We start from the raw sequence: 13,532 nt of genomic DNA on the forward strand, positions 1-13,532 counted from the left end.
TCGGCGACGCCGTCTCATGCTACCGACTCGAATCCGCTTGAGCGGAGGTCAGGTCTCGCCAGCGCTCTGTCCAGGGATCGATGGCGGCAGGGTGTGATGCCCAAAAGTTGGGGTATTTGGCCGATCGTGGCGGGTTGGCAGCAAAATTCGCAGCAAGCTGACTCGCATCACGGCTGGAATGGCACGACATTGACATCGCACGGCGGGTTTATGAAACATCCGGGCAAAGAAACAGTTTGTCCAAATTTTGCACTTGAGGCAAATCGAGGCGCGGAATTTTTCGACCTTAATGACCAGTTTGCGCCTTTAATTGCTTGGAACAATATCAACGCCCCGGAACCTTTCCGGGGACTTAGCACTCTCAGGTTGCGAGTGCTAAAATACAAGCCAATGTTAAAGGAGATCAAAACGCTATGACTCATGCACTGACTTTCCCAACCGTCTCGACCGTCGGCAGCATTGATGCCTATATCCAGGCAGCGAATCGCTATCCGATGCTCTCCGAGGCCAAGGAAATACGGCTGGCCGAGCGCTTCTGCAATGACGGCGACGTTGAAGCGGCGCGTCAGCTCGTTCTTTCGCACCTCCGCCTCGTCATTTCGATCGCCCGCGGCTATCTCGGCTACGGCCTGCCACATGCCGACCTGATACAGGAAGGCAATATCGGCCTGATGAAAGCCGTCAAGCGCTTCGACTCGACGCGCGGCGTGCGCCTTGTTTCGTTTGCCATGCACTGGATCAAAGCCGAAATCCACGAATACATCCTGAAGAACTGGCGCATGGTGAAGGTCGCGACGACCAAGGCGCAGCGCAAGCTGTTCTTCAACCTGCGCAGTCTGAAGAATGACTATGAAGGCGTTGATACGCTGTCCGGTACGCAGGCGACCGAGGTCGCCGCACGGCTCGGCGTCAAGCAGCAAGAAGTCATCGAGATGGAGACCCGCCTGACCGGTCGCGATCTCGCGCTCGAAAGCAATGCGGACGATGGCGACGAGGCCTTCGCACCGATCGATTACCTCGCCGATTCGCGCTACGAACCGGCTCGCATGCTCGAGAACAAGGCGCTCGCCCGGCTCCAGAATGAAGGTCTACATGAGGCGCTGCGAGAGCTCGATGCGCGCAGCCGACGCATCATCGAGGCGCGCTGGCTGCACGACGGCGAAGGCGCGACATTGCATGATCTGGCAGCCGAATTTTCTGTCTCGGCCGAACGCATTCGTCAGATCGAGGTCAAGGCGCTGCAGAAAATGCGCGGTGTGCTAGCCGCGGCCTGAGACCATCGGCCATCAGCAAGGGGAGCTGCGGCTCCCCATTTTCTTGCCGGCAGCAGCGATCAGTCGGCCGGCCGCCCTAGTGGATCGGTAGAGGGCGTGTTGTTGAAGCGTGGTCCGAAGGCGAAAACGTCTTTCGAGCAGACGTCGACGCAGTCCATGAAGTCGTTGCGCTCGGAACGCCGCGGCGTGGAAACGCGAACCGGGCCCCAGCGTCCGGGCAGAGTCGACCGCAGCAGCCGCGATTCCTCACGAAGAGATCAGGCGAGAGATGCACGCTGCCCTTGATGCCCAGACGGTCGCGCAACCAGCCGACGGCATCGGTTATCATCAGCCGGCCTTGGTTGAGGTCTGTCTTCGGTTGGACGCAAGAGCGAACATGCGAGTCAGCACCAAGAGCGCTTTCGACCGCTTGGCATACAGTCCGAGACCAAGGCCGAGCATGCCGACACCGCAGGCTATCCTCGCGGTATCGAAGAGAAACTGGCGCCGGTTGGCCGCCTCCTTCGAGAATTTTCCGTCTGCCATCTTCATATCCGCTTCAGGATCTCCAGCAACGCGGTCGGCTAGCCCAATCCCGCCCGCCTGATTGTCGTTTCCTCGGTTTGCCCTATCGACTGGTACCTTGCTCCATCAGTGTTGACGAATGCTTGGCCTGGATCAAGTGGGTGTCAATTCGCAGGCTTGCGCCTCGAAAAGCCGCTGAAATTCAGAGGCGTGGCAGCACAGCGCGCGCCGCCGCTGCGCACTGGGCGGCAACCTCGTCGACGGGGAGCGAGCGCAGGTTCGCCAGGACGCTGGCGATGCGCGGCAACTCGGCGGGTGAATTGCGGCCACCGCCCAGCCACTCCGGCGGAATGTCCGGCGCATCGGTTTCGAGGACGATCGCTGCCAGCGGCAGTTCGGCTGCCAGCTTGCGGATGCGGGTCGACCCGGGAAAGGTCATGGCACCGCCGAACCCAAGCTTGAAGCCGAGCCTGATGAATTCGTCCGCCTGCTGGCGGCTGCCATTGAAGGCATGAGCTATGCCGCCGGTGACCTGGATTCGCCGCAGGTGTTTCAGAATCTGGTCAATCGCCCGCCGGACGTGCAGCAGCACCGGGAGGCCGTACTCGCGTGCGAGTTTCAGTTGCTCGACAAAATAGAACTCTTGGCGCGCCGGGTCGCTGTCGGTCACGTGGAAGTCGAGGCCGATCTCGCCGACGGCCACCGGCTGCCCGCGTTCCAGCCAGTCGCGCAGCGCGGCCAGGTCGGATTCTTTCGCCTGTATCACGTAGAGCGGATGGATGCCGTAGGCCGCGGCACAGCCCGCGTAACGTTCGACGCTGGTTTTGACCTTACGGAAGCCGTCGACCGCAACCGCCGGCACGACGATGCGCTCGACCCCGGCGGCCAGCGCTGCCGCATGTACCGCGTCACGATCGGAATCGAATTCAGCCGCGTCGAGGTGGCAGTGGGTGTCGATCAGCATCCGAGGAAGGGAAAGTCCGGCGCCGGGCGCCGATCGCTCATCATATCGGCGAGGGCGGCGGCCGAGCCGCAGGCCATGGTCCAGCCGAGGGTGCCGTGGCCGGTGTTGAGCCACAGGTCGGGATAGCGAGTGCGGCCGATGCATGGCACATTCGATGGCGTCGACGGGCGTAGGCCGCACCAGAATTGCGGCTCGCCGGCCGCTTCGAGGGCCGGAAAAAACTGGCGGGTGCGTTGCAGTAGCGCGGTACAGCGCACCGGGTTGAGGTCGAGGTTGTAACCGTTGAATTCCGCCGTGCCGGCAATCCGCAGGCGATTGCCGAGCCGTGAAAAAACCAGGCGGTGCTCGTCGTCGGTCAGGCTGACGGTCGGCGCCACTGCCGTGGCGGACAATGGCACGGTCGCCGAATAGCCTTTGGCCGGAATGACCGGCAGACTCACCCCGAGTGGCCGAAGGAGCAAGGGTGTGTAACTGCCGAGGGCGACGACGTAGGCGTCGGCAATCAACAGTCGACTGCCCTCCGGACCCCTGACCATGACGCCCGCGATGCGGCCGCCGCTGGCGGTGATGCGGTCGACCGTCGAATCGAGGCGAAATTCGACGCCGCGCGCGGCGGCACGCTCAGCCAGCGCCCGAGTGAACTTGTGCGCATCGCCTGACTCGTCGGATGGCGTGTAGTGGCCACCGGCCAGTTGCCGGCGGGCGCCGGCCAGCGCCGGCTCGATCTCGACGCAACGCTCGGTACTGACCGGTTCGTGATCGAGTCCGAATTCGTGCATGGTGCGGGCGGCGTCCATGGCCCGGGCAAAGGCCCGCGGGTCGGTGTACAGGTGAAGAATTCCGCGCTCGAGATGGTCGTATTCAAGCCCGAGTTCGTGGCGCAAGGCCTGCAGGCAGCCGCGACTGTAGAGCGCCAGCGCGACGATCGCGGCGATGTTGCGTCGGGTGCGCGCGGGCCGGCACTCGCTCAGGAAATGCAGGCCCCACATGAGTTGCGCCGGGTCCGCCCGCCAGCGCCAGAGCAGCGGCGCATCCTCGTGGCCCAGCCACCTGATGACCTGTGGCAGCACATGCGGATTGGCCCAAGGTTCGGCATGCGAAACGGAAATCTGGCCGCCGTTGGCGAAACTGGTTTCGTTGCCAGCCACCGGCTGGCGGTCAACGACCACGACCTCGTGCCCCGAGTCTGCCAGATACCAGGCGCTGGTCGTGCCGACGACGCCGGCACCCAGAACGAGAACCCTCAACCCTCGCCTCTGCGTTCGCGTGAGATCCGGGTGACTTCCGGGATCTGGCGCAAGCTGCGCATCACAGTCGCCAGGTGGACCCGGTGGGCCACCTGGATGGTGAAGCTGAGCATCGTCAGGAGACCCTCGGGGTCGGGATCCATGGCCACGTGCTCGATGTTGGAGCCAGCGTCAGCGATGGCCGCCGCCACCTGGGCGAGAACACCGCGCTTGTTCCTGACCTCGACACTGATGCAGATGTCGAACAGCTTGCCCTCTTCCGGCTCCCATTCGACATTGATCCATTGATGCGGCTCGCTCGAACGCGACTTGCGGATGGCCGGGCAGTCCTTAGTGTGGATCACCAGGCCGCTGCCCTTCTTGATCGAGCCGATGATCGGATCGCCGGGGATCGGCTGGCAGCAGCGCGCCAGCTGGACCGCCATACCTTCGGTTCCGTGGATGGCGAGCGCCACGTCGCTTGGCGAATTGGCGGACAGGTCCTCGCGCGCCAGCAGCCGGCGCGCGAGGACAGACGGGAGTCGCTTGCCAAGGCCGATGTCGGTGTACAAATCGTCGAGTGTCTTCTTGCCGCAGCTCTTGACCAGGTGATCCCAGGCTTCGGCCGGGATCGAGAGCGGCACGAACCCGAGGGTCAGCAGTTCCTGGCGCAGCAGCCGCTCGCCAAGTTGCGATGATTCCTCAATCTGGACGGTGCGCAGGAAGTGGCGGATCTTGCCACGCGCGCGGCCGGTCTTGACATAGTTCAGCCAGGCCCGATTCGGTGTGGCGTGCGGCGACGTGATGATCTCGACCACGTCGCCGTTGCGCAGCTCGGTGCGTAGCGGGACGGTATCCTGATTGATGCGCGCCGCCGTGCAATGATGGCCGATATAAGTGTGCACGTTGTAGGCGAAGTCGATGACAGTCGCGCCGCGCGGCATGGCCATGATCTTGCCTTTGGGGGTGAATACGTAAACTTCGTCAGGAAAGAGGTCGATCTTGACGTTCTCGAAGAACTCGCCGGAATCGCTGCTCTGCATTTCGAGAAGCGACTGCAACCATTTGTGCGTCCTGATGTGCAGGTCGCTGCCGCCATCCTCGCTATCCTTGTAGAGCCAGTGCGCCGCCACCCCGTCCTGCGCGACGTGATGCATTTCCTCGGTGCGGATCTGCACCTCGACCGGCGTGCCATAGGGACCGATCAGCGTCGTGTGCAACGACTGGTAGCCGTTGCCCTTGGGAATCGCGATGTAATCCTTGAACTTGCCGGAAAGCGGCTTGAACAGGCTGTGTAGCGCCCCGAGTGCCAGGTAGCACGAAGACACGTCGTCCACGATGACGCGGAAGCCGTAAAGATCCAGCACCTGTGAGAAGGAAACGCACTTCTCGCGCATCTTGCGATAGATCGAAAACAGGCTCTTCTCACGACCGAACACCTCGGCGTGCAGACCAACCTCGGCCAACTTGCCGGTGATCCCGTCCTGGATTCTCGAAAGCAATTTCTTGCGGTTGCCGCGCGCCGCCCGCAGTGCCTTGGACAAAATCTTCGCTCGATACGGATAAATCAACTGGAACGACAGATCCTGCATTTCGCGGTAGAGCTTGTTCAATCCCAGGCGCAGGGCAATCGGCGCGTATATGTCGAGGGTCTCGATGGCGATCCGCCGGCGCTTGTCGGGGCGCATCCCGGCCATGGTCTGCAGGTTGTGCTGGCGGTCGGCAAGCTTTATCAGCACGACGCGCAGGTCGCGTGCCATCGCCATCAGCATCTTGCGGAAATTCTCCGCCTGCGCCTCCTGGTAGGATGCGAACTCCATCCGGTCGAGCTTCGACAGACCGTCGACGAGATCTGCAACCTCGCGCCCGAACTTGTCGGCGAGTTCGTGCTTGTTTATCGTCGTGTCTTCGAGAACGTCATGCAGGAGCGCGGCGGTGATGGCTGCGCAATCCATGCGCCATTCGACCAGGGCGCCGGCGACCGCCAGCGGATGCGTGATGTAGGGCTCGCCCGACATGCGCGTCTGGTCGGCATGGGCGTCCGCCGAGAAGGCATACGCCTCCTTGATGCGCTTTATGTCTCCAAGGGAAAGATAATCGAGACTATCGAGGAAGACCTGGTAGGCAGGATCCTCGCTTGCGGGCGGGTGAGATGACGGGGTCGGGTCCATCAGCCTTCACCGCCCCCGACCTCAGGCCTGTCCGCGGTTGAGCACTTCCAGGCCAAACTTGCCGAGCGCCAGCTCGCGCAGCGCAATGACCGTCGGCTTATCGCGGTCGGCCGGAACCATCGGCGTTGCGCCGTTGGCGATCTGGCGTGCCCGATAGGTTGCCGCCAGCGTCATCTGGAAGCGGTTGGGAATCTTCTTGAGGCAATCATCACTTGTTACGCGGGCCATCCAAAACCTCGGAATCTGTTCATTGTGCAAAAAGGCCGGCGTGCCGCGCACGCTGAGCCGCCAAGGTCAGGCGTGAAGCGCGTACCACGGCACGCAGATCAACCAGCGCCTGTTCGAGACTGTCGTTGATAATAACATAGTCGAATTCTTCGACATGGCGCATCTCGGCCCGCGCCGTCGCAAGCCGGCGCGCGATTACATCGGTGCTGTCGGTGGCCCGCTCGGTCAGGCGCCGCGTCAGATCCTCCATCGACGGCGGCAGGATGAAAATTCCGATTGCCCCGGGAAACGCCGAGCGCACCTGTTGCGCCCCCTGCCAGTCGATCTCGAGCAGAACATCATGATCGGGTGCCAGTCGTTCGATGATCCATTTCTTCGAAGTGCCGTAAAAATTTCCATGCACTTCGGCCCACTCAAGAAACTCCTGGCGCGCGATCATCGCCTGGAAAGCGGCAGTATCGACAAAATGATAGTCGCAGCCATTTTGCTCTCCCGGCCGTGGTCGGCGGGTCGTGAAGGAAACGGACAATTGCACGCCCGCTTCCTGTTCGAGCAACAGGCGAACCAGCGTGGTCTTGCCGGCACCGGAAGGCGCCGCGACAACGTAGAGGTTTCCCGCCATTTAGGCTTTCCAGTGTGTCGGAGACCACGGCAGTGACGCCGTGGCCTGCCCGCCTCAGAGCGGCGGAATGCGCAGGTTCTGTCCCGGATAGATCTTGTTCGGATCCTTCAGCATCGGCTTGTTGGCCTCAAAGATCACCGGATACTTGGAAGCGCTGCCATACTGTTCTGCGGCGATCTTCGACAGCGTATCGCCACTCACCACGGTGTAGAAACGCGCCTCGGCCGCCGGCGTTTCGACCGTCAGATGATCCTCGACGTTATCGACGCCCTGCACGTTGCCGGCAGCCAGGATGATCTTCTCGCGGTTTTCCTGATCCGGCGTCGAACCCGAGATCGAAACCTGGCCGCTCATGAAGTTCACCATCAGGTTGCTCCATTTGAGGCCGAGGCTGTTGATGTGGTCAAAGATCGCCTGCGCGGCAGCCTGGTTGAGGCGGGTTTTTTCTTCCGGAGAATCTGCCTGTTCCGCTTCTTTGTGGCCGAACAGTTTCTCTCCCGCTTCCTTGATAAAAGTTAACAATCCCATTTTGGTCTCCTTAGAAGTCCGCCGGCACCTGCCGCCGCAACAGGAACATACCCTAGACGCCAGTCGCTCGCAGGTCAAGACAATACAGCATTTCGTCCTGGCCGACCGGACCGGTCCTGCGAATCCGGGCCCGGGACGCCGGCCCCGATTTCAACCTCACTCAGGTGCCACTTCAGGCGCCTTCCTGGGAGCCACCTTGGGCGCGCGGGTGGTCGGAGTCCGTTTGACCGCCGCGGCCTTCCTGGCCGGTGGAGTCTTTTCGGCCGCCGGCATTTCAGTGGCGGCCGCCTTCGCTTCCGGGGTTGCCTTGACTGTGACCCTCGGCGCCCTGACGGCCTTTGTCGTCGCCTTGACGGCTGGCCTGCCTCCGCCGGCGCCCTTCCAGGTCAGGCGCGCCTTCTTGGCCAGGGCGACTACCTTGGCGATATCCTTGTCGGTATAGATACCCTTGACGCCGGAAATGGCGGCCAGTTTCATGCCATGCTTGAGACCCAGCTTGTAGATCTCCTTGACCTTCTCCCACTCGGTATCGCGCCCGATCGTGAATACTTCGAAGCGACCCTCAAGTGCCAGCACGATGGTTTCGGCGAGGCAGGCGTAGATGACGTTGTCCGGAAGCCCGATGTTCTTCATGCCACGAACTTTTGTCGGGAGTTCGATCTCGCCCGATTCGATGACCAGAACATCCGGACGCTTGGCAACTTCGCTGGCGGGCAGGTCGAGCGGACGAGCGACGTCGGTGATGACGCAGCCGGGTTTGACCTTGGTGATGTCCAGAACCGACTTGCCGGCGCCCGAAGTGGCGGTCACGATCATGTCCATGTCGCCAAGCACTTCGTCATAGCTTGTGGTGGTGAATACCTTGGCGTCCGGCGTGTCCTTCAGGATGGAGGCCTTGAGCTTGTCCAGCTTGTCGAGGGTGAGTCCGGCCAGATAGACTTCATCGAAACTCATCGCCAGCAGGCGTGCACTGACCGAGCCGATCGAACCGGCGGCGCCGATGATCATGGTCTTGGCGGCAACTTTCCCGGTTTTCGGGTCAATCGTCACCAGACCCATGCGCCGCATCGCGTCGGATGCCGCCCACAGGGCGCCCGAGGCCGAGTAGCTGTTACCGGTGGTGATCGGCAACCTGGCACGCCGCGCCACGGTTACCCCGGCGTCGCCCACCACTTTGGTAAACGCACCGAGACCCATGATCTGCGCCCCCAGCTTCTCGGCGATCTTCGCCGCATGCAGAAGACGCCGGTAGGTAAATTCCGGACTGCGCGACAACATCTCCTTTGGCGTGCCGCCGACCGATATCAGCCAGCCCTCCACTTCGGCGCCGGTGGGCGAAACGATGTTGTCCATCTTGCAATACACCATTGGTGGCATGTACGCCGCCAGCTGCTCGACCTTGTCCATGATGAACTTGGGGGTGGCATCAGGAATCGGGTAGGCACTCTTGATGTATTCCTGGCTCAGCGGGTGAATTACGAAGGCAAAGCGGCGGATGTTGCGAAACTTGCCGGTCGGATGCAGCAGGCGCGGCACAATTTTCAGTTCGTCGAGGATCTCCTCGAAGTCGTCGTCGGAGATCTCCTCGGGCGACTTTTCCAGCGCCGCCAGGATCATCGCTTCGATGGTGTTGATGCCCACCACCTTCTCGAACAGCTTAGGCGATGTATCAACCACCAGATTTACCTTGCAGGCCGTGAAAAATGCCATCCGTTCATCGTCAACTGCGGACGTGATGAGCGTTTTCCCCTCCAGATTCGATGCGTTGCCGACGCTCTTGATCTCGGCGAAGGTACCGACGATCACATGCGACTTGGCTACCTCGCCGCGGACCATCATGAGTTTGAAGTCCGTCAGGGCGGCTTCCAGGATCTCGCCGGACTTGCCGTTCAGCACCAGGCCGCTGCCCTTGGCATAGAGTTCCAGTTGTTCGAGCGAGCCGAGCATCGCCGGCATGCCGGTCTGGAACAGGGCATCGGCAAAGCTCAGGTTCCTGGTGTAATCTGACAAGGCCACGGCCATGTTGTAGTTGCGCATGCCGGACATGAACAGGACGAGGTTGTTGTTGAAGTAGCGGCCCAGTTCCTTCTGCACGTAGCGCACGGCGCGCACCTGCAGGAGCCGCCGCAGGGTAGCTCCGGTCGTCACCGGCACACGTGTGACCACGTTCGTCAGACGCCGCGTTTCCTTGTTGATCAGCGTATCCTGCCCGACATGATAGTGGTCGCTGATTTCACCGAGGCCGATGGCATCGGCCGTTGCCTGCTGGCGGCGCATCAGTTCCCAAGCTTTGGTCGTGTCCTGGTCGGCGCCCATGCGATGAACCGAGAAATTCTGGCCAAGGAACTTCGTCTGGAACTCGAAGTCCTTCTTGGAAGAGCCCAGTGAGACGGCGACTACCTTTTTCATTGAATATCTCCTCTATCGCATTTCTTGAACTACTCAAGTCGGTAACGGCATTCCCCGGATAACCGGCGCTGCCTCATTCAGCTTTCTTGCGGCGCGGCGCCGGCTTTCTCTTTTCCGGGGAGTCTGGCAGCGCCTGGCGAATGATGCCCTCACACACCTCCTGTGACATGTAGCGCGGCACCGGGTAGCCGGTATGCGCTTCCCAGCAGGCTGCCCGCGCCAGATCGGGAATGTCGGCTTCCCGCAGGTCCGCCAGGAAGGTCGGAATACCAAGGTCCGCGTTCAACTGGTCGACTGCGTCGAGGAACTTCCCGGCCAGCACCTCCGGCGATTCATCCTCGCTACCCACCTTTGCCCGCACCGCCAGCAGCGCGAGACGTCCGGTGATGGCGGGAAGCGAGTAGCGCAGAACATAAGGCAGCATGATGGCGTTGGCTAGGCCATGGGGCGTGTGGTATTTGCCGCCGAACTGGTGGGCGATCGCGTGCACGTAGCCGACGTTGGCCCGGGTGAAGGCAAAGCCGGCATAGGTCGAGGCCAGCGCCATCTTCTCGCGGGCTTCTAGATTCGTCCCCTCGCTGTAGGCGGTGCGCAGGTTCTCGAAGATCAGGCCGACAGCGGAAAGCGCCATGCCATCGGAGTAGGGTGTGGTCCAGTTGCCGACAAAGGCCTCGATCGCGTGAGTCAAGGCGTCGATGCCCGTCGCGGCGGTCACGTGGGGCGGCAGGCCGGTCATCAGCAAGGGGTCGAGCGCGGCCATTTTCGGCACCACGCGCGGATCAACGATGACCATTTTTTTCCCCGCCTCGGGATCGGAGATTACTGCGGCCACCGTCACCTCCGAACCGGTGCCCGCCGTTGTCGGCACTGCGTAGATATTGACGGGCGCACGCAGACCCTTGAAGTATCCCGCCAGGTCCCGCAACGGCTTGGGGTTGGCCACCGCCACCGCAATCGCCTTCGAGGCATCCATGGGCGATCCGCCGCCAAATGCGACAATCGCATCGCAGTTCTGCGCCTTGAAAAACTCGATGCCTTTTTCAATCAGGGGGATGGGTGCATCCGGCGTGATCTCGTCGAACACCACATAGTCCGCTCCGCCGGCCGTGAGGGCGTCGGTCAACGAACGCAGCAACCCCAGCTTGTAAATGATGCCGTCGGTGACAATCAGGATCTTCCTGTGGCCAAACCCTGCAATCGCCTGCCCCAGACGACCGCTCGAGCCAGGACCGACGAGCAGCGTCGGCTGGGGAATGGGGATGAAACGGGTCACCAGACCTGCACCCTTCATCAAGGCGCCAAGGCCGGCGGCGCGGACGGAATCACTCAACAAATCGGATAACAAGTGCTTTCTCCCCAGGGAATTCGCAAACGGAACGTCAACCAGGTAAGTATGCCTTCAATTTCAACAGTTGCGGAATCAGTCCAGGGCTGACTGATCCACGGAGAGGTTCGAATTGGATCTGAGTCTGGTTTGGAGCCATGAGAAAAACTCCGAACAACCCTTTTTTAACGGCTTGCCAGAAAAAATGATGGGAAACAGGCCGATTTTGACCGTTGACCGCGGGAACTTGAAACCGCCGTCGACCTTAACATTCCAGGAAAAGCAAAGAGACGGCCAATTCATACGCCATTTTATGGTTTGGAGATTGGCTTGCCTCGACTCAAATCTTGCGATAAACCTCGGCGCCGGCCTTGACGAACTCGACCGCTTTCTCCTCCATGCCCTTCGCCAGCGCCTCGGCTTCGGCAATTCCTTGCGCCGCGGCGTATTCACGCACATCCTGGGTAATCTTCATCGAGCAGAAGTGCGGGCCGCACATCGAGCAGAAGTGGGCGACCTTGGCCGATTCCTTCGGGAGCGTCTCGTCGTGGAATTCACGCGCCTTGTCGGGGTCGAGGCCAAGATTGAACTGGTCGTCCCAGCGGAATTCGAAGCGCGCCTTGGACAGGGCGTTGTCACGAATCTGCGCCCCGGGGTGACCTTTGGCGAGATCGGCGGCGTGAGCAGCCAGTTTGTAGGTGATGATGCCAACCTTGACGTCATCCTTGTCGGGCAGGCCGAGGTGTTCTTTCGGCGTGACGTAGCAGAGCATCGCCGTGCCGTACCAGCCGATCATCGCGGCACCAATGCCGCTGGTGATGTGGTCGTAGCCGGGGGCGATGTCGGTGGTCAAGGGGCCGAGGGTGTAGAACGGGGCTTCGCTGCACTGGTCGAGTTGCAGGTCCATGTTCTCCTTGATCAGATGCATCGGCACATGGCCGGGACCTTCGATCATCACCTGGACGTCGTGCTTCCAGGCGATCTGGGTCAGTTCGCCGAGGGTCTTGAGTTCGCCGAGCTGGGCTTCGTCGTTGGCGTCGTAGATTGAACCTGGACGCAGGCCATCGCCGAGGCTGAAGGCGACGTCGTAGGCCTTCATGATTTCGCAGATGTCCTCGAAATGCGTGTAGAGGAAGCTTTCCTTGTGGTGGGCCAGGCACCACTTGGCCATGATCGAACCACCGCGGGAGACGATGCCGGTCATGCGGTTGGCGGTCAGCGGGACGTAGCGCAGTAGCACGCCGGCGTGGATGGTGAAGTAGTCGACGCCTTGTTCAGCCTGCTCGATCAGCGTGTCGCGGAAGATTTCCCAGGTCAGGTCTTCGGCCTTGCCGTTGACCTTTTCCAGGGCCTGATAGATTGGCACGGTGCCGATGGCGACCGGGCTGTTGCGGATGATCCATTCGCGGGTTTCGTGGATGTTCTTGCCGGTGGACAGGTCCATCACCGTGTCGCCACCCCAGCGGATCGACCAGGTCATTTTTTCGACTTCTTCCTGAATGGAAGAGCCGAGCGCCGAGTTGCCGATGTTGGCGTTGATTTTGACCAGGAAGTTGCGGCCGATGATCATCGGTTCGCTTTCCGGGTGGTTGATGTTGTTGGGGATGATGGCGCGACCACGAGCGATTTCGCTGCGCACAAATTCGGGGGTGATTTCTTCGGGAATGCTGGCGCCGAAGTTTTGGCCGGGGTGCTGGCGGCCAAGCAGGGCCGCCATTTTTTCGCCCATTTTGCCGGTTGACCGTAGCGACTCCATGTAGGCGCGGCGGTTGTTATTTTCACGAATGGCGACGTATTCCATTTCCGGGGTGACGATGCCTTGGCGGGCATAGTGCATCTGCGAGACATTTTTGCCGGCTTTGGCGCGCAGGGGGTTACGGTGCAGGCCGGGGAAGCGCAGTTCGTCGAGTGCCTTGTCAGCGGCACGGATGCGGCCGAAGTCGGAGGTCAGGCCGGCGAGTTCTTCGACGTCGCCACGTTCGGCGATCCACTGGGCGCGCAGCGCCGGCAGGCCGGCACGGATGTCGATCTTGGCTTGCGGGTCGGAGTAGGGGCCGGAGCAGTCGTAAACATAGAGCGGCGGATTCTGTTCGCCACCGAAGGCGGTTGGCGTGTCGTCCTGCGAAATTTCGCGCATCGGCACGCGGATGTCCGGGCGGGAACCTGCGATGTAGACCTTGCGCGAATTGGGCAGCGGCTGGACTGCGGCCGCGTCGACGTGAGCGTTGGCGGCGAGGAATTGTTCGGTGGCGTTCATTGAAGCTCCATGCGTTTGGGCAACG

The 13,532-nt window shown here is 61.4% G+C and carries 12 protein-coding genes; 2 read left to right on the forward strand and 10 right to left on the reverse strand.

Annotation, left to right across the window (positions count from 1 at the left end):
- Window positions 1-96: 96 nt before the first annotated feature.
- Together IPP03_11615 and rpoH are read left to right on the forward strand one after the other, a co-directional pair.
- A complete protein-coding gene (locus tag IPP03_11615; protein ID MBL0353264.1) occupies window positions 97-417 on the forward strand; it encodes a hypothetical protein in 321 nt (106 codons plus the stop codon).
- Complete coding sequence (gene rpoH / locus IPP03_11620; protein MBL0353265.1) at window positions 414-1,274, forward strand: RNA polymerase sigma factor RpoH; 861 nt, start codon at window positions 414-416, stop codon at window positions 1,272-1,274. The genes IPP03_11615 and rpoH overlap by 4 nt, the downstream gene beginning before the upstream one ends.
- A gap of 327 nt (window positions 1,275-1,601) precedes the next feature.
- On the opposite strand, the gene IPP03_11625 is transcribed toward rpoH, so the two are convergent.
- The 10 genes from IPP03_11625 to thiC form a co-directional block, all read right to left on the reverse strand.
- Window positions 1,602-1,799: a hypothetical protein gene (locus IPP03_11625; protein MBL0353266.1), complete on the reverse strand. Its 198-nt coding sequence runs from the start codon at window positions 1,797-1,799 to the stop codon at window positions 1,602-1,604.
- A gap of 181 nt (window positions 1,800-1,980) precedes the next feature.
- Window positions 1,981-2,742, reverse strand: coding sequence for a TatD family hydrolase (locus IPP03_11630; protein ID MBL0353267.1), 762 nt, complete (start codon window positions 2,740-2,742; stop codon window positions 1,981-1,983).
- On the reverse strand, window positions 2,736-3,989 hold the full coding sequence (locus IPP03_11635; GenBank protein MBL0353268.1) for a D-amino acid dehydrogenase: 1,254 nt from the start codon (window positions 3,987-3,989) through the stop codon (window positions 2,736-2,738). The genes IPP03_11630 and IPP03_11635 overlap by 7 nt, the downstream gene beginning before the upstream one ends.
- Entirely contained in the window at window positions 3,986-6,139 is a 2,154-nt protein-coding gene (locus IPP03_11640; GenBank protein ID MBL0353269.1) for a bifunctional (p)ppGpp synthetase/guanosine-3',5'-bis(diphosphate) 3'-pyrophosphohydrolase, read from the reverse strand. The genes IPP03_11635 and IPP03_11640 overlap by 4 nt, the downstream gene beginning before the upstream one ends.
- Before the next feature lie 21 nt (window positions 6,140-6,160).
- Window positions 6,161-6,367, reverse strand: a complete 207-nt coding sequence (locus tag IPP03_11645; GenBank protein MBL0353270.1) for a DNA-directed RNA polymerase subunit omega — start codon at window positions 6,365-6,367, stop codon at window positions 6,161-6,163.
- 19 nt (window positions 6,368-6,386) lie between these two features.
- Entirely contained in the window at window positions 6,387-6,989 is a 603-nt protein-coding gene (gene gmk / locus IPP03_11650; protein ID MBL0353271.1) for a guanylate kinase, read from the reverse strand.
- A gap of 54 nt (window positions 6,990-7,043) precedes the next feature.
- The gene (lysM, locus tag IPP03_11655) at window positions 7,044-7,517 is read right to left on the reverse strand and encodes a peptidoglycan-binding protein LysM (GenBank protein MBL0353272.1); all 474 of its coding nucleotides are present in this window, start codon (window positions 7,515-7,517) and stop codon (window positions 7,044-7,046) included.
- Window positions 7,518-7,673: 156 nt separating this feature from the next.
- A complete protein-coding gene (locus IPP03_11660) occupies window positions 7,674-9,926 on the reverse strand; it encodes a dehydrogenase (protein ID MBL0353273.1) in 2,253 nt (750 codons plus the stop codon).
- Window positions 9,927-9,999: 73 nt separating this feature from the next.
- Window positions 10,000-11,217 carry an iron-containing alcohol dehydrogenase gene (locus IPP03_11665; protein MBL0353274.1) on the reverse strand — a complete coding sequence of 406 codons (1,218 nt, stop codon included), beginning with the start codon at window positions 11,215-11,217 and terminating at the stop codon, window positions 10,000-10,002.
- Window positions 11,218-11,590: 373 nt separating this feature from the next.
- Window positions 11,591-13,507 (reverse strand): phosphomethylpyrimidine synthase ThiC, encoded by a 1,917-nt coding sequence (gene thiC / locus IPP03_11670; protein ID MBL0353275.1) that lies wholly within the window; start codon window positions 13,505-13,507, stop codon window positions 11,591-11,593.
- Between the last annotated feature and the right edge of the window lie 25 nt (window positions 13,508-13,532).

This window comes from Candidatus Dechloromonas phosphoritropha (genome assembly GCA_016722705.1).
Lineage (GTDB): Bacteria > Pseudomonadota > Gammaproteobacteria > Burkholderiales > Rhodocyclaceae > Azonexus > Azonexus phosphoritrophus.